Source organism: Hymenobacter qilianensis (assembly GCF_014489555.1).
GTDB lineage: Bacteria > Bacteroidota > Bacteroidia > Cytophagales > Hymenobacteraceae > Hymenobacter > Hymenobacter qilianensis.
This window is the reverse complement of record NZ_CP060784.1, coordinates 264,441-281,277: the sequence shown is the minus strand read 5'-3', so window position 1 is coordinate 281,277 and position 16,837 is coordinate 264,441. Positions and strand designations below refer to the sequence as shown.

The 16,837-nt window shown below is 55.5% G+C and carries 13 protein-coding genes and 1 pseudogene; all 14 read left to right on the top strand.

Translation table 11 applies throughout. The features are described 5' to 3' along the window. The first annotated feature begins 130 nt into the window (after nucleotides 1–130). Complete coding sequence (gene mraZ, locus H9L05_RS01245) at nucleotides 131–604, top strand: division/cell wall cluster transcriptional repressor MraZ (RefSeq protein ID WP_166074599.1); 474 nt, start codon at nucleotides 131–133, stop codon at nucleotides 602–604. Continuing rightward, nucleotides 601–1,548, top strand: a complete 948-nt coding sequence (rsmH, locus tag H9L05_RS01240; protein WP_187732700.1) for a 16S rRNA (cytosine(1402)-N(4))-methyltransferase RsmH — start codon at nucleotides 601–603, stop codon at nucleotides 1,546–1,548. Before mraZ ends, rsmH begins: the two co-directional genes overlap by 4 nt. A gap of 161 nt (nucleotides 1,549–1,709) precedes the next feature. Next, nucleotides 1,710–2,159, top strand: a complete 450-nt coding sequence (locus H9L05_RS01235; protein ID WP_187732699.1) for an FtsL-like putative cell division protein — start codon at nucleotides 1,710–1,712, stop codon at nucleotides 2,157–2,159. An 89-nt stretch (nucleotides 2,160–2,248) separates the two neighbouring features. Further along, entirely contained in the window at nucleotides 2,249–4,585 is a 2,337-nt protein-coding gene (locus H9L05_RS01230) for a penicillin-binding protein (RefSeq protein WP_187732698.1), read from the top strand. Between the two features lie 82 nt (nucleotides 4,586–4,667). Next, nucleotides 4,668–6,094: pseudogene (locus H9L05_RS01225) on the top strand (UDP-N-acetylmuramoyl-L-alanyl-D-glutamate--2,6-diaminopimelate ligase). Nucleotides 6,095–6,204: 110 nt separating this feature from the next. Further along, the gene (gene mraY, locus H9L05_RS01220) at nucleotides 6,205–7,425 is read left to right on the top strand and encodes a phospho-N-acetylmuramoyl-pentapeptide-transferase (RefSeq protein ID WP_187732697.1); all 1,221 of its coding nucleotides are present in this window, start codon (nucleotides 6,205–6,207) and stop codon (nucleotides 7,423–7,425) included. A gap of 121 nt (nucleotides 7,426–7,546) precedes the next feature. After that, nucleotides 7,547–8,500 (top strand): UDP-N-acetylmuramoyl-L-alanine--D-glutamate ligase, encoded by a 954-nt coding sequence (murD, locus tag H9L05_RS01215; protein ID WP_317175060.1) that lies wholly within the window; start codon nucleotides 7,547–7,549, stop codon nucleotides 8,498–8,500. Nucleotides 8,501–8,508: 8 nt separating this feature from the next. Then, a complete protein-coding gene (locus tag H9L05_RS25645; RefSeq protein ID WP_317175173.1) occupies nucleotides 8,509–8,919 on the top strand; it encodes a glutamate ligase domain-containing protein in 411 nt (136 codons plus the stop codon). A 65-nt stretch (nucleotides 8,920–8,984) separates the two neighbouring features. Further along, complete coding sequence (locus H9L05_RS01210) at nucleotides 8,985–10,163, top strand: FtsW/RodA/SpoVE family cell cycle protein (RefSeq protein WP_187732696.1); 1,179 nt, start codon at nucleotides 8,985–8,987, stop codon at nucleotides 10,161–10,163. Nucleotides 10,164–10,304: 141 nt separating this feature from the next. Then, nucleotides 10,305–11,345: an undecaprenyldiphospho-muramoylpentapeptide beta-N-acetylglucosaminyltransferase gene (gene murG / locus H9L05_RS01205; RefSeq protein WP_317175059.1), complete on the top strand. Its 1,041-nt coding sequence runs from the start codon at nucleotides 10,305–10,307 to the stop codon at nucleotides 11,343–11,345. Then, complete coding sequence (gene murC, locus H9L05_RS01200) at nucleotides 11,342–12,769, top strand: UDP-N-acetylmuramate--L-alanine ligase (protein ID WP_187732695.1); 1,428 nt, start codon at nucleotides 11,342–11,344, stop codon at nucleotides 12,767–12,769. Before murG ends, murC begins: the two co-directional genes overlap by 4 nt. Next, complete coding sequence (locus tag H9L05_RS01195) at nucleotides 12,753–13,517, top strand: cell division protein FtsQ/DivIB (RefSeq protein WP_187732694.1); 765 nt, start codon at nucleotides 12,753–12,755, stop codon at nucleotides 13,515–13,517. The genes murC and H9L05_RS01195 overlap by 17 nt, the downstream gene beginning before the upstream one ends. Before the next feature lie 104 nt (nucleotides 13,518–13,621). Further along, entirely contained in the window at nucleotides 13,622–14,995 is a 1,374-nt protein-coding gene (ftsA, locus tag H9L05_RS01190) for a cell division protein FtsA (RefSeq protein WP_187732693.1), read from the top strand. A 133-nt stretch (nucleotides 14,996–15,128) separates the two neighbouring features. After that, nucleotides 15,129–16,628 (top strand): cell division protein FtsZ, encoded by a 1,500-nt coding sequence (gene ftsZ / locus H9L05_RS01185; protein ID WP_187732692.1) that lies wholly within the window; start codon nucleotides 15,129–15,131, stop codon nucleotides 16,626–16,628. Nucleotides 16,629–16,837 lie beyond the last annotated feature (209 nt).

Genomic DNA, 16,837 nt, shown 5'->3' with positions numbered 1-16,837 from the left:
CCCCCCAGTATCTCAAAAAATGAGTTTTTACGTTGTGGTAGAAAATGGTAAATAGTGGTTGCCTTTTCATAGGCAATCTGTACTTTTGCTAACCTCCCTTTTTCGTGGCCTATCGGCCTGATCCCTCCCTATGAATCTTCTCTCTGGCGAATATGAGTGCAAGCTTGACCCGAAAGGGCGCTTGGTGCTGCCCGCCAAAGTGAAGGGAAATCTGCCGGAAGCGTCAGGCAACCAGCTGGTGCTGGTGCGCGGCTTCGAGCCTTGCCTGGTGCTGTACCCGCGCGCCGCCTGGCGCATCATCCACGACAAAGTGATGGCCCTCGACGAGTTCAACGAGGAGTACCGGCAGTTTCAGCGCAACTTCTTTCGCGGCATGACGGAAGTCGATTTCGATAGCATTGGCCGTTTTATGCTGCCGCGCACCATGCTGCGCTATGCTGGTATCGAAAAGGAAGCCATCATCGTGGGCCTGGGTAACCGGTGCGAAATCTGGGACCCGGAGCGCTATGATGAGTTCCTGATTAAAGACCAGCAGAGCTTCTCTAAGCTGGCCCAGAAATTTTTGTCCACCGAAACGCCCCCCGGTGGGCAACTGGCCGCATGAGTACTGCGCAGCCCACCAACGGCTCGGTGTATCACCGCCCCGTGATGCTGGCCGAGTGCCTGCAAGCGCTGGATATTAAGCCCGAAGGCCGCTACGTAGATGTCACGTTTGGCGGCGGCGGGCATTCCAAGCCTATTCTGGAAAAGCTCACCACCGGTCACCTCTACAGCTTCGACCAGGACGCGGATGCTGAGCACGAAGCTGCGGCTTTAGCCGGCCCCAACTTCACATTTATCCGCGCCAACTTCCGCGACTTGCAGCAGGAGCTAGCTGCCCACGGTGCCCTACCCGTCGATGGAATACTAGCCGATTTGGGAGTTTCCTCGCATCAGTTTGATACCGCCGAGCGTGGCTTCAGCACCCGCTTCGATGGCCCCTTGGATATGCGCATGGACCCTGAGGCCGACCGCACAGCCGCTGAGGTAGTCGCTGAGTATTCGGAGGCTGAATTGCACCGCATCTTCGGGATGTACGGCGAGGTGACCAACGCCCGCACGCTAGCGAACACGCTCGTGACGGCGCGGCGCGGTCAGGCTGTGCGGACCATCGGCGAGCTGAAAAAAGCAATTGCTCCTTGCACACCCCGCGGCAAAGAGAACAAGTATTTGGCCCAGGTATTTCAGGCCCTTCGCATCGAGGTAAACGATGAGTTGACAGCTTTGCAGGAAATGCTGTTGCAAACGGCTCAGGTACTGCGGCCCGGCGGTCGGCTGGTGGTCATGTCCTACCATTCATTGGAGGATAGGCTGGTGAAGAACTTCATGGCCAAGGGAAAGTTTTTCGGCGAAGTGGAGAAGGACTTTTATGGCCACCAACATACGCCCTTTACGGTGCTCACGCGCCGCCCGGTGGAAGCGTCGGCGGAGGAGGTAGCCGAGAATAGCCGCGCACGCAGTGCCAAGCTGCGCATTGCGGAGCGGAGTCAGGAAAAAGCTAAGAGTTGAGTTGATATGGCTATAAATACGATTAAACCACCTGCGGCGACGCCCCGCGCCAACGTGCCCCGGCCGGTAATTGCCCCCCGGCACCCGAGCCCGAGCCTGAACCGGCGGAGGAAGAAGCCCCCCGCGCCCCGCGCCCGACAAAGGCGCGCAGCTCCTGGAGCGTGTTTACGCTGCTCGAGCGCATTACGCGCATGGATGGCCTGTTTCGGGAAGGTTTGCCGGTGCGCTACCTGCCGCACGTGCTGTTCATCATGTTCCTGACCTTGCTTTACATCGGCAACACGCACTACGGCTACCGCATGAATCGCAACATCCAGAAGCTAAAGCTGGAAACGGAAGATTTGCGTGCCGACTATACAACCCTGAAATCGGACTACATGGAGGCCAGCAAGCAGAGTGAGGTAGCTCGCAAGGTGGCCGCTTACGGCTTGGTTGAAAGCTCCTCACCACCGTTTCGCATCACTGTGCCTGCTGGTCGTCTCGACGAAGCAGAGCTGGATAAACTGCCCATCATCACAGCCGATTCGTTGATGGCGCGGGCTGTGCGCGATTCGTTGGCTACCGTCGCTGCTGACTCGGTGGCGCTGGCGGAGGGCGAAATCGAGGAGTAATCAACGACTTCGGGCTTTAGCCCAGCTTATGCTTTTGGGGGGTCAAAAAGCCCCCAGGTACTTGTTCAACGCAATACACACGGAATACTTTGAAAGGCAACGTTAAAAAATCCATCGTTACCCGCGTACGGCTGGCGTTTTTGGGCGTCTGCCTGTTTTCGGCGGCCATCGTGTGGAAGGTGACTCGGATTCAGTTTAAGGAGGGTGACCGGTGGCGGGCATTGGAGCAGGAGCGGCGCGTGGTTTACCAGCCCGTGTTTGCTACCCGTGGCACTATTCTGTCAGACAACGGCAGCATCATGGCCACCTCGTTACCTTTTTACCGCGTGGCCTGGGACCCAAGTGTGGTCGATAAGCAGCTGTTGAATCGGAACGTAGACTCGCTGGCTTTGCTCTTGTCGCAATTCTTCGGCGACCGTTCGGCTAAGGAATACAAGCGCAAGCTGATGAACGCCAAAAACTCGAAAGAGACGGTGCGCTACCTGCGGCTGAATTCACGCCAAATCAATTATCAGGACAAAAAGAAGCTGGCCCAGTGGCCCATTTTCCGGTCGGGCAAGAACAAAGGCGGCGTAATCTTCGAGAAGGTTGACAAGCGTTTTCGGCCTTTCGGTGGCTTGGCCCAGCGGACTGTGGGCTTCCTGAATGAAGACAAAAATGGCGCTGGCCTAGAATTTACTTACAACAGCCAGCTAGCCGGCAAAGATGGCGAAGCACTGTTTGAGCGTTTGCCAGGCGGCAATAAGCCCATCTACGATGGCACCGAAATAAAGCCCCTGCCCGGCTACGACATCAAGACGACCATTGACATCAACTTGCAGGATGTGGCCGAAAATGCCCTCTACAAGTCATTGGTGGATAATGATGCGCAATACGGCTGCGTAATTCTGATGGAAGTGCAGTCGGGGGAAATCAAGGCTGTGGCTAACTTAGGCAAGGCTGCGGATGGCGTGTACCGCGAGGACTACAACTACGCCATTGCCGACCAAGGCCGCACCGAGCCGGGTTCCACTTTCAAGCTGGCTTCGATGATGGCTTTGTTTGAAGACAACCCTGACCTGGAGCTAACCGATATGGTGGATACCGGCAACGGCCGCATGTACATTGGCGGGGCCGTGAAAACCGACTCGCACGCCAATGGTAAGATTTCGGTGCAGAAAGTGGTGGAACAATCATCCAATATTGGGGTGGCGAAGCTAGTAAACGACCATTTTCAGCAGAAGCCAGACAAGTACACTGATTACCTCAAGCGCTTTGGACTTGATAAGCCATTGGGTTTTCAGATGCACGGTGAGGCGAGGCCTTACGTAAAAGACCCCACCGACCGGAGCTGGAGCCGCACCTCGCTCACCACCATGAGCATCGGGTACGAGCTGAAATTAGCCCCACTCCAAACGCTGGCTTTTTACAATGCCATTGCCAACGATGGCGTGAAAATCCAGCCCATCATTGTAAAGGAAATCCGGCAGGCGGATAAGGTGATTGAATCTTTCGAGCCCAAGATTTTAAACCCCAAGATCTGCTCGGAGGAGACCCTGCGTAAAGTGCGCGCGATGCTGGAAGGCGTGGTGCTGCAAGGAACGGCCAAAGCCATCAAATCGAACGACTTCAGCATTGCGGGCAAAACGGGCACTGCCTGGAAGTTTAAGAATGGCCAGTACACGCGCACGTATTCCACCAGCTTCTGCGGCTACTTCCCGGCCGACAAGCCCAAGTACAGCTGCATCGTGGTAGTCGACTCGCCGAAACGGGGCCGTATTTATGGCTCTGACGTGGCCGCGCCGGTTTTCCGCGAAGTTGCCGACAAAGCCATGGCCCGCGACATTGCTAGCCAGCGCCCATTGTTGGCTCGGGTGCCGCTGAATAAAACGCAGGTGCCTGTCGTGAAAGCAGGTTTGCAGGATGAGCTGACGCTGGTGTGCGAAAAGTTGGGTGTGAACCAACAGTCGCAAGCGGCGGGCGAAGAATGGGTCCGAGCCGACACCAATACCCGCTCGTTGGCCTGGCATGCGCAGCCCGTGCGCCGTGGCCAGGTGCCCGACGTAAATGGCATGACCCTGCGCGACGCGCTGTTTCTGCTTGAAAACCGGGGGCTGCGTGTGCATGCCGTAGGCAGCGGACGCGTGCACCGCCAGTCGGTAGCAGCGGGTACGCCATTGCGCCGTGGCACAGTGGTTATGCTGGAGTTGCAGCCCATTGGCGCTATGGCTGGCACCAAGCCTCAGCCCCCGCCAGCACGAACCAAGTTGGTAGAAAACAAGCTACTAACCCCCGCCGATCCGGATCCGGTGAAGCAAAGAGCGAAGCTGCTTTTGCGCCAGGAACAACTGAAAAAGAAGCTCCGCGAAGAAACAGAGCCAGTAGAGGCTAAAAAGCCGGAAGTAGGCAAGGATAAAAAGAAGGTATTGATAACTAGCCTTCACTAGTACAAACAGCACCCGGAATACATTGACCAATTCAGCTCCCATAGCGCACCCCCTAGTTGACCTGCTGCCCGCCGTAAAGGTGATGGCGCAGCATGGCCCTACCGATGTAGTGGTGCAAGGCCTCACGCTAGACTCGCGGCAAGCAGGCCCCGGCATGGTATTTTTTGCCTTGCGCGGCGCCCAGACCGACGGCCACCAGTTCATCGACAAAGCCGTGGCCCAGGGTACGGCGGTGGTGGTCTGCGAAAATTTGCCCCCCAGCCTCGACCCGGCCACCGCTTACGTGCAGGTGCCTGATAGCGCTGAAGCTATGGCCCACATGGCCGCAGCATTTTACGGTCATCCTTCGCGCCAACTTCAACTCGTAGGCGTGACGGGCACCAATGGCAAGACCACCTGCGCGACGCTGCTGCACAAGCTGTTCCGGGAGTTGGGCCACCACGTGGGCTTGCTTTCCACGGTACAGAATCAGATCGACGAGGAGGTAATTCCGGCTACGCACACCACGCCTGATGCTATTCGGCTGAACGAGTTGCTGGCCCGGATGCTGCGCGCCGGCTGCACCTATGTGTTTATGGAGGTCAGCTCCCACGCGGTAGTGCAGCACCGCACCACGGCTTTGCGCTTCGTGGGGGCATTTTTACCAATCTCACCCACGACCACCTCGATTATCACGGCACTTTCGATGAGTACCTGAAGGCCAAGAAGGGATTCTTCGATCAGCTGGGGAAGGATGCCTTCGCTCTAACCAACGCCGACGACAAGCGCGGTCCGGTGATGCTGCAAAACACCGCCGCCCGCCGCGAAACCTATTCGCTGCGCAGTATGGCTACATTCCGGGGGAAGCTGCTGGAGAATGCCGTGCATGGCCTGCATCTGGAAATAGATGGGCGCGAGGTGCAGTTTCGGCTGATTGGGGTTTTCAACGCCTACAACCTGCTGGCCGTGTATGGAGCGGCCGTGTTGCTGGGCGAAGACCCCACGGAAGCACTTACCGTGCTGTCGGGCCTGACGTCGGCGCCGGGCCGCTTTGAGCCCATTGTGGCCGAGCGCACCCGCGTGACAGGCATCGTAGACTATGCGCATACGCCCGATGCGCTGGAGAATGTACTTTCTACCATCGCCCAGATTCGGCAGCCCAGCCAGCAGGTAATTACGGTGGTCGGCTGCGGCGGCAACCGCGACGCAGCCAAGCGCCCCGTAATGGCCAACCTGGCCGCTAAAGGCTCCAACCGCGTAGTGCTCACCTCCGATAATCCGCGCTTCGAGGATCCTAACGCCATTTTAAGCCAGATGCAGGCTGGAGTACAAGCCCAGGATTTAGGTAAAGTTTTGACGATTCCAGATCGGCGCGAGGCTATCAAAACGGCCGTTGCCCTGGCCCAGCCCGGCGATATTGTGCTGGTAGCCGGCAAGGGCCACGAGACTTACCAGGAGGTGCAAGGCGTGCGGGGGGCATTTGACGACAAGCAAGTCTTGCAAGAGATGTTCGACTTGCTGAATAAATGACCCATGCGCTACGGCAAAAATCCTGAAAACACAACGTTTGACCCCAACCTAAAAAACTAAACCTTTGCATCTTGGCCTAACTCCACTTTCTATCCGCTGACCCCTCGCCCATGCTTTATTACCTCTTTACGTACCTCAGTGAGCACTACAATCTGCCTGGGGCGGGCGTGTTTCAATTTATCTCGTTTCGGGCGGCTATGGCCGTCATTACTTCCCTGCTTATTGCGCAGGTTTTTGGTAAAAGCCTGATCCGGATTTTGCAGAAAAAGCAGGTGGGCGAAAGCATCCGCGACCTGGGTTTGCAAGGGCAGTTGGAGAAAAAAGGCACCCCAACCATGGGCGGCCTGATTATCATTCTGGCCATACTAGTGCCCGTGCTCCTATTTGCCAAACTCGATAATATCTACATCGTACTGATGCTGCTGAGTACGGTTTGGCTAGGCCTGATTGGCTTTCTGGACGACTATATCAAGGTGTTTCAGAAGAATAAAGAAGGCCTGAGTGGGCGCTTTAAAGTGTTGGGTCAGATCGGATTAGGTATTACTGTCGGCTGGGTACTGTTTTTCAGCAACGATGTAACTGTGCGCCAGTACCTGCTGCCCAACGGGCAGCTTTCCGCCGTGGATGCCAGCACCGTGTATCAGGATGTGAAGCTGATGATTACGACCATTCCCTTTGCCAAGAACAACGAACTGAACTACGGCAACCTGTTCGCCTACGCCGGTCCGTACTTCAACGGCCTCTACAGCTTCCTCTACATTCCTATTGTCATCTTCATCATTACGGCGGTTAGCAACGGGGCCAATATCACCGACGGCCTCGATGGCCTGGCGGCAGGCACTTCTGCTATTATCGGTATCACGCTGGCCATTTTCGCCTTCGTGAGTGGTAACGCCCTTCTTGCTGATTATCTGGATATTATGTTCATCCCGAACTCGGGGGAGCTGGTGATATTCTGTACTGCCTTTGTGGGGGCGTGTGTGGGTTTCTTGTGGTACAATAGCTACCCGGCCCAGGTTTTTATGGGCGATACGGGCTCCTTGGCCATTGGCGGCATCATCGCCGTGCTGGCCCTGATTGTTCGGAAAGAATTGCTTATTCCGGTGCTATGCGGAGTGTTTCTGATTGAGAACCTCTCTGTAATGGCCCAGGTGAGCTACTTCAAATACACGCGGCGCAAGTATGGGGAAGGCCGCCGCTTGCTGCGCATGTCGCCCTTGCACCATCACTATCAAAAGCTTGGTTATCACGAATCCAAAATCGTGTCACGCTTCTGGATTGTGGGCATTATGCTGGCGGTGTTTACTCTGGTCACTTTGAAACTACGCTAATGACATTTCTCGCAGTGTTACGCAGTGCTGAAGCGCAGTGTCGCGCAGTGTTCAATCGTCAGCACACTGCCCGACACTGCGCCCTTCACCGCGAAACACTGCGAGAAATTCAACCCGAAATATGCACATCGTAATACTAGGAGCAGCAGAAAGTGGGGTAGGGGCGGCGCTGTTGGCGCAAGCCAAAGGCCACGCCGTTTTCGTGTCTGATGGGGGAGCTATTAAGCCAGCCTATAAGGAGAAGCTGACGCAGGCTGGTATTCGCTTCGAGGAAAACCAGCATACGCTGGAAGAAATTCTGCGCGCCGACGAAGTGGTAAAAAGCCCCGGCATTCCGGAAAAGGCCCCCGTCATTCAGGCTCTGCGTGCCAAAGGAACGCCCATTATCTCCGAAATCGAGTTGGCGGGCCGCTATACGCAGGCCAAGTGCATCTGCATCACCGGCACGAACGGCAAGACGACGACCACGCTGCTCACCTATCATTTACTGAAGGAGGCTGGCCTGAACGTAGGGTTGGCCGGCAATGTGGGCTACAGCCTCGCTGAGCAGGTTATGGAGGATAAGCACGACTACTACGTGGTGGAGCTGAGCAGCTTTCAACTCGACGATACCCACGATTTTGCCCCCTGGCTGGCTATTCTGCTCAATATCACCCCCGACCACCTCGACCGCTACGGTTACAACTTAGAAAACTATGCGGCAGCCAAAATGCGTGTTGCCCGCAACGTAAGCCGCTATTTTATCTACAATGCCGGCGACCCGGAAACGCGCAAAGCGGTAGCCGCTTCGGCTTACGAGAAAACCGCTTTGGCCTTTGATCAGCAACAGAATAGTGAAGCGGGCGAAAACTTAGCTGCTTGGTACGGGCAAGATGGCACGCTTCAGCTGCATTTGCCCGAATGGGCCCAAGGTCAGGTGGAGAGCATTACAGTGGACAACTCGCCGCTGATTGGTCAGCACAACCAGCAGAACATGGCGGCGGCTATCTTGGCGGCCCGCGTTGTGGGGCTGAGTTCCGAGCAGATTGAGAAGGGCTTGGTTTCCTTCAAAAATGCCCCCACCGCCTACAATTAGTTGGGGAAATCAATGGCGTTAAGTTTATCAACGACAGCAAAGCCACGAATGTGGAAGCGGCGTGGTTTGCCCTCGATGGCGTGCAGCAGCCCATCATCTGGATTGCGGGCGGCACGGATAAGGGCAACGATTATACTTCCCTGCTGCCGCTGGCCAGGCAAAAAGCGAAAGCGCTGATCTGCCTCGGCGTGGATAACGAAAAGCTGAAAGCCAGCTTCGGCACCGTTGTTCCGCACCTGGAAGAAACCCAAAGTATAGAAACCGCCGTGCGCCGCGCCGCCGAGCTAGCCGCCCCCGGCGACGTGGTGCTGCTCTCGCCTGCCTGCGCCAGCTTCGATCTATTTAAGAACTACGAAGACCGTGGGGGGCAATTTTCTGCCGCCGTGGAAAAGCTTATGAGTGAATGGGCGAATGAGTGAATGAGTGCTCGGTCATTCTACTCGCTTCAATTACGTCACTCATTCACCCATTCACTCATTCGCCTATGGAACCCGTAAAACTCTGGCTGCAACGCAACCTCAAAGGCGACCCTATTTTGTGGGGCATCGTGCTGCTGTTTTCTTTCATCAGTATTGCCGTGGTGTATTCGGCCACCGGCACGCTGGCTTACAAGAAGATGGGGGGCAATACGGAGTACTTCCTGGTTAAGCACACGGGTCTGATCTTCGTGGGACTGGCCTTTATGTGGCTGGCGCACCGCATCGACTATCGGTACTACTCGCGCCTGTCGCTGTATGCGCTGCTGCTCTCGGTGCCCTTGTTGCTGTTTACCTATTTCATGGGCTCGAATATCAACGAAGCCTCGCGCTGGCTGACTATTCCGGTTATCAACCAAACCTTCCAGCCTTCCGACTTGGCCAAACTGGCCCTGATTTCTCATTTGGCAAGTATGCTCAGCCGTCGGCAGCAGCATGTGCAGGATTTCAAAACGACGCTGCTGCCCGTAATGCTGTGGGTGGGTCTTATTTGCGGCATTATTATCATGAGTAATGCCTCTACGGCGCTGCTGTTGTTTGCCACCTGTCTGCTGCTCATGTTCATCGGCCGCGTGCCACTCAAGCAGATGGCGGTGATGGTGCTTATTGGAGCGGTTGTGGGTGGTATTGGCCTTTCGTCGGGTCAGCGCTACAAAACGGTACTTACTCGTATTGAGAGTTTTACCGACAAGACCAAGCCGGTGCCTTTTCAGCTGGAGCACAGCTATATCGCCATTGCTACGGGCGGTATCAGTGGGAAAGGCCCTGGTAAAAGCACCGAGCGCAACATTCTGCCCCACCCGTATTCCGATTTTATCTACGCCGTTATCATTGAGGAATATGGCCTGATTGGGGGCGTGGTAGTGCTGTTTTTGTATCTGGCTTTCCTCTATCGGGGCCTGAATACCGTAATCCATAGCTATGGGGCCTTTGGGGGGCTTTTATCGGCCGGACTAACCTTTAGTCTGGTTTTGCAGGCGATGGTAAATATGGGCGTGGCCGTGGGCCTTGGGCCTATCACGGGCTTGCCGCTGCCCTTGCTGAGTATGGGCGGTACCTCCTTGATATTCACGGGTATTAGCATCGGTATTATCCTGAGCGTCAGCCGTGGTGAACGGGAAATTCGCCCCATGACGGGTGAGCCTGAGGACACAGCACGCATTCCCAAGAAAACCGCCTACGCGTAACTACATAGGTTACTCTACACAATTCTTTAGTACAGCCTACGCTTACATGCCCAAGTCGAATCTTCAGTTTATTTCTTCGCATGCCGCGCCCTACCGCATTATTATCAGCGGCGGGGGCACGGGGGGCATATTTTTCCGGCGGTGGCCATCGCCAACGAGCTGCGGCGGCGTCAGCCGGAAGCCGAAATCCTGTTTGTGGGCGCCAATGGTCGCATGGAAATGACCCGGGTGCCCGAGGCCGGCTACGACATTGTGGGCCTCGATATCAGCGGCTTACAGCGCCGCCTGACGCCGCAGAATCTGTTGTTTCCGCTGCGGGTGATTCGGAGTGTAAAAAAGGCACGTAAAATCATTGAGGAGTTCCGCCCTGAAGCGGTTGTGGGCGTTGGCGGCTACGCTTCGGCTCCTATTTTATTGGCCGCCGCTTCGCGGGGAATTCCGGCCCTTATTCAGGAACAGAATTCCTACGCTGGCTTAGTAAATAAGCTGCTGAGTCGGCGGGTAAGCCGCATTTGTGTGGCTTATGATGGCATGGAAAAGTTCTTTCCAAAAGATAAGCTGGTACTGACTGGCAACCCTGTTCGCACTGAAATTGCCTCCGGAGACCGTACCGAAGCATTAAAGTTTTTCGGCCTTTCGCCTGACAAGAAAACGCTGCTCGTGATTGGCGGCAGCCTTGGCGCCCGCACCCTGAACGAAGCTACGGCCGCTGCTCTGCCTCGCCTGAAAGCGGCTGGAGTTCAGCTGCTGTGGCAAACGGGCAAACTCTACTATCCGAAAGCACTGGAGCAGGCCGCGCCATTCGCCGCCGACGGCATTCAAGCTTTAGAGTTCGTGCAATGCATGGACCTTGCCTATGCCGCCGCCGATGTCGTGGTTTCGCGGGCTGGTGCTTTGTCCGTGTCTGAGCTGTGCCTTACCGGCAAGCCGAGTTTGCTGGTGCCTTCGCCTAACGTGGCCGAAGATCATCAGACCAAAAATGCCTCGGCCCTGGTTCGCCATCAGGCTGCCATACTCGTCACGGATGCGGAAGCGCCCGTTCGCCTCTACGATGAGGCGCTGAGCTTACTAGCCGACGAGTCGCGCCAGCGGCAGCTAAGCGCTAACGTGCGCCAGCTCGCCCGCCCCGACGCTACGGCCGCCATTGTAGATGAACTACTCACTATCATGGACCGCCGATGAATCCTGTAGCCGCATTTCCCTACGTCTATTTTCTCGGCATCGGTGGCATCGGTATGTCGGCGCTGGCGCGGTGGTTCCAAGCCAATGGTCACCAGGTGAGCGGCTACGACCGCACGCCAACGCCACTCACGGAAGCCTTATCGGCCGAAGGCATTGCCGTGCATTATGCGGATGCAGTAGAGAATATTCCGGCGGAGGTACGTGAAAATGCCCCCCAGACGCTGGTTGTGCTTACGCCGGCAATTCCTGCGGGCCATCAGGAGTGGGCCTGGCTGCGCGAAAAAGGCTACGATATTCGCAAGCGCAGCCAAGTGCTGGGTTTGCTGACTCAAGGCAAGCGCACCATTGCCGTAGCCGGCACCCACGGCAAAACCACCACTTCGTCAATGGTGGCGCACTTGCTCCACCACGCGGGCGTCGACTGCTCGGCCTTTCTGGGGGGCATTTCTGTGAATCTTGGGTCGAATCTACTCTTAAGCAATGGCGCAGACGCGGGTTCTAAGCCTGTTGTAGTGGAGGCCGATGAGTATGACCGCAGCTTTCTGACATTGCACCCCGATGTAGCCATCGTAACCAGCACGGATGCCGACCACCTTGATATATATGGCACTCAGGATGCCCTAATAGAGTCCTTCCGGCAGTTTGTGGGCCAGATAAAGCCCGGCGGCACGCTGTTGCTCAACCACACTGCCGATGCTAGTGTAGCCACCGCGGTTCCTGCTGACGTGCAGGTCATTCATTATGGTCTGGAAGTAGGTCAGGGGGCAAATCTGTACGCCGCGAATGTAACGGCCCATGGCCACCAGTTTCGCTTCGATGTGCATAGCCCACACGGTAACCTGACTGATTTGCAGCTGACTGTGCCCGGCTTCCACAACGTGGAAAATATGCTCGGGGCCATTTTTGCTGCCCAACTGGAAGGCGTAAATGCCGGAGAACTTGCAGCTGCCGTAGCGGCTTATCGGGGCGTAAAGCGTCGCTTTGAGTTTATCGTCACCACAAAAAATAAGGTTTATGTTGACGATTATGCCCACCACCCACGCGAAATCGAAGCTTTCCTTCGTTCCCTACGTGCGTTGTACCCGCAGAAACGTCTGCGCGTCATCTTCCAGCCCCACCTTTTTACCCGCACCCGCGACTTTGCTCCTGGCTTCGCCGAGAGCCTGAGCCTAGCCGATGAGGTGGTGCTACTCGATATATATCCCGCTCGTGAGCTGCCGATTAGCGGAGTTACTTCCGAGTTGATTCTGTCTCAAATAACAGCTCCCAAGAAGTCATTGCAAACCAAGGAGCAAGTCTTAGCGGCGGCCGCTGCCGATAATGATTTTGACGTGCTGGCTACCGTTGGGGCCGGTGATATAGATCAATTGGTGCCTCAGCTACGAACCATTTTAACCAGCCGCTGGCATGAAACTCAAGCCTAACGCCAAAAATTATCTGTTTGCAGCGGCTTGCCTGTTGCTGCTCATCGGCTTGGCCGTGTTTGCGGGCCTGCGCCAAGCCAACCGTCCCGTGGGTCAGGTTATCGTGACCATCAGTAACGAATTCAACAACTATTTCATCAGTGAGCAGGAGGTAACCGCCTTGCTCACGCGTAATGGCTATCAGCGCCTGGAAGGTGCCCGACCCGAAGAATTAAATCTGAAAGCCCTCGAAGCCCGACTGAAAGCGCACAGCTTTGTGCGTGAAGCAGAAGTATACCGCGACTTGGCCGGCAACCTGCACGCCGACGTGCGCCAGAATCGTCCCATCGCCCGCCTGATACACGCCGACACCCGCCGCGACAGCTACCTCGACGCCGAGGGCCATGAGTTGCCGCTTTCACCTCTGTTCACAGCCCGCGTTGTGCCTGTAGCTCGTCAGGGCGGAGCTCCCATTCCCGCTACGTTTTTTCGTGACTCCACGGGCCGCCGCTACCTCGAAGTATTGCGCTACATCGACGAGCACCCCTTTTGGCGGGCTCAAGTGGCTGAAGTATTTATTGGGCAGAATGGCAAACTTGCTTTTACCCAGCAAATAGGAGATCAACGAGTAGAATTTGGGTTTCCAGAGAATATTTCAGAAAAATTCGCGAAACTAATGGTATTTTACCGGCAAATTCCCCCAGTTTTAGGATGGGATACATACCACCGCGTCAATGTCGAGTTCAAAGACCAGATCATTTGCGAATAACTATACAATCTCTGTAACGCCTAAAAAGGCCCTTTAAGCGCCCGAAATAGCGTTTTTTTAGATACACACTGCAACTTCCCGCAAACCCTGCCAGTACCTACCCCATGCAAAACGATAAAATTGTAGTCGGCCTCGACATCGGCACCACCAAAATCTGCGTCCTGGTAGGACGCAAAAATGAGTTTGGCAAACTTGAAATCCTCGGTATGGGTAAAGCCGTGTCGGAGGGTGTGGTGCGCGGTATTGTATCCAATATTGACAAAACTGTAGACGCGATTAAGAAGGCAATTCGGCAGGCAGAAGAGCAGTCTGGTATCAATATCGGCGTAGTGAACGTTGGTATTGCCGGTCAGCATATCAAGAGCCTGCAGCACAATGGCAGCATCACGCGGGCTTCGCAGGATAGCGAGATTACCGTGGATGATGTCAACCGCCTGACCAACGATATGTACCGCCTGGTAACTCCGCCCGGCTCCGAGATTATCCACGTAATGCCCCAGGACTACAAGGTGGATTACGAGGAAAATATCATGGATCCGGTTGGGATGTCGGGTGTGCGCCTGGAAGGCAACTTCCACATTATTACTGCTCAGAGCACCGCCATCAACAACATCAACAAGTGCGTTACCAAAGCCGGGCTTGAAATTGATAATCTGATTCTGGAGCCGCTGGCATCAAGCATGTCGGTGCTAAGCGAAGAGGAAAAGGAAGCCGGTGTAGCCCTGATTGATATCGGTGGCGGCACTACCGACTTGGCGATTTTCAAGGATGGTATCATTCGTCACGCGGCGGTACTGCCTTTCGGTGGCAACATCGTGACTTCCGATATCAAGCAAGGCTGCCTGGTAATGCAGAACCAAGCGGAGCAGCTGAAAGTGAAGTTTGGAAAGGCCATTGCGGAGGAAGCCTCTGATTACGAGATTGTAAGCATCCCAGGCTTGCGCGATCGGGCTCCTAAGGAGATTTCCCTAAAAAACCTCGCCCACATCATTGAGGCGCGGATGGAGGAAATTGTGGAGTTGGTGTATGCCGAGATTCAGCGTACCGGCCACGCCGATAAGCTGGCTGCCGGTATTGTACTAACCGGTGGCGGGTCGCAGCTCCAAAACCTAGTGCAGCTCACCGAATACGTAACAGGTCTGGATACCCGCATTGGATACCCCAATGAGCACCTGGGCAAGAGCCGCATTGAGGCTGTAAAGTCGCCGATGTATGCTACTACCGTCGGCTTGGTGTTGGCTGGCTACCGTTCAATTGATGAGCGCGTGAGCCGCAGCTACGAGCCCGAAGAGCAAACCTATCGCCCCGCTGCTCCTGAGCCGCGCATGGAAGCGCCTGTTATTGCTGCCGTTCCACAAAAAGCCCCCCAGGCGCCCGTACCACCCAAAAAGCCATCCGGTGCCGGCAAGTTCTTTCAGGATATCATCAGCCGCACCAAAGGCCTGTTGATCGACGATTTTGACGATAAGCAATACTAAATGGCCAAATGGCTAAAGGGTTAGAGGTTAAATGGTTGGCTGTTCAACGAGATTCGGGAACAGCCAACCATTCAGCCATTCAACCACTTAGCCATTCAACCCACAGCCATTTAACCATTTAGCCATTCACCTCATGAATTATAAATTCGATATTCCTTCCACTTCAAAGTCTATCATCAAGGTAATTGGTGTGGGCGGCGGTGGTTCTAACGCCGTGAACCACATGTTCAGCCAGGGCATAAAGGACGTGGAGTTCATTATCTGCAATACGGATAAGCAGGCGCTGCACAGCAGCACCGTGCCTACCAAACTGCAGATCGGCGTTGACCTTACAGAAGGCCTTGGTGCTGGCGCTAACCCTGAGCGCGGCAAACAGGCCGCCATCGAGAGCCGCGAGCAGATTCGGGAGCTACTCAGCAACGGCACGCGCATGGTGTTCATCACGGCCGGTATGGGCGGTGGTACCGGCACCGGCGCTGCGCCCGTTATTGCCAAAGTGGCTAAGGAGCTAGGCATTCTGACCGTAGGCATCGTGACCGCTCCGTTCCTGTTTGAGGGTAAAAAGAAGCGTCAGCAGGCCGAGCATGGCATTAAAGAGCTAAGCGAGAACTGCGACACGGTGCTCGTGATTCTCAACGATAAGCTCCGCGAGATTTTTGGCAACCTGCCTATTCGGGCGGCTTTCGCGAAAGCGGATAACGTGCTGAGCACAGCGGCCAAAAGTATTGCCGAAATTATCACGGTAACCAGCGAGGTGAACGTGGACTTTGAAGACGTGAAAACCGTCATGAAGGACTCGGGGGCAGCCGTTATGGGCAGTAGCATCACCGATGGCGAAAATCGTGCACAGCGCGCCGCCGAGGAGGCTTTGGCCTCGCCGCTGCTCAACAACACTGATATTCATGGCGCGCAGAAAATTCTGCTCAGCATTATGTCGGGTGATCAGGCTGAGCTGGAAATGGATGAGCTGACCGAAATTACGGAGTACATCCAAGACAAAGCCGGGCAGGACGCTGAAGTTATCTTCGGCCACGGCATCGATTCGACTTTGGGGCAGAGCATCCGCGTGACGGTTATTGCTACGGGTTTTGCCCGTGATGCACACACCATCAACACGGGTTTCGTTAACAATAAGGTCGCGGAGGAGCAAGAGCCTGATCCTCAGATCAACTTGTTCGACAAAGACCGTCAGGAAGCGCCCGCTGCACCGATTGTGCCTACGTTTGGCACGCCGGCTCCTGCACCGGCGCCTGCCCCGGTAGAACCGCCCAAGGTGACTTTTGATCTGGAAACGTCGGTTTCAAACTATGTGCCGCCCGTAGCTGCGCCCTCGTCGCCGGCTCCGGAACTTGTGGCTGTGCAGCAGCCCGCGCCGCAGCCCCAGCAACATGTTGCGCCGCGCCCTACACTGGATGCCCGCGCTGAGGAACGTCGCCGTCGTCTTCAGGACTTAAGCAACGGGTTGACCAATGACGCCATCAAGGATCAGCTGGAAACCCCCGCTTATCTGCGTCGGCATGTGAAGCTGGAAAATGTAACGCCATCAAATGAGCGCGATATTTCCCGCTTCAACCTTTCCGACGATAATGAGCTGTTAGGCGACAATCGGTTTCTGCATGACAATGTAGATTAGGTTTTACCTGACAAACATAAAAGACAGAGGCCGCTGGAGAATCTCCAGCGGCTTCTGTCTTTTATGTTTGTTTGCTAAGGTTGGGCAAGCGTGTCAATTACGGCAGAATTAGAATCTTGCCGAATGGGATCTGCTAGCTCCCTATCGGGACTGAGCGTACGTGCGCCGGACGAGCTTGTCGTGCTACACGATCCTAATACGGAGAGAGC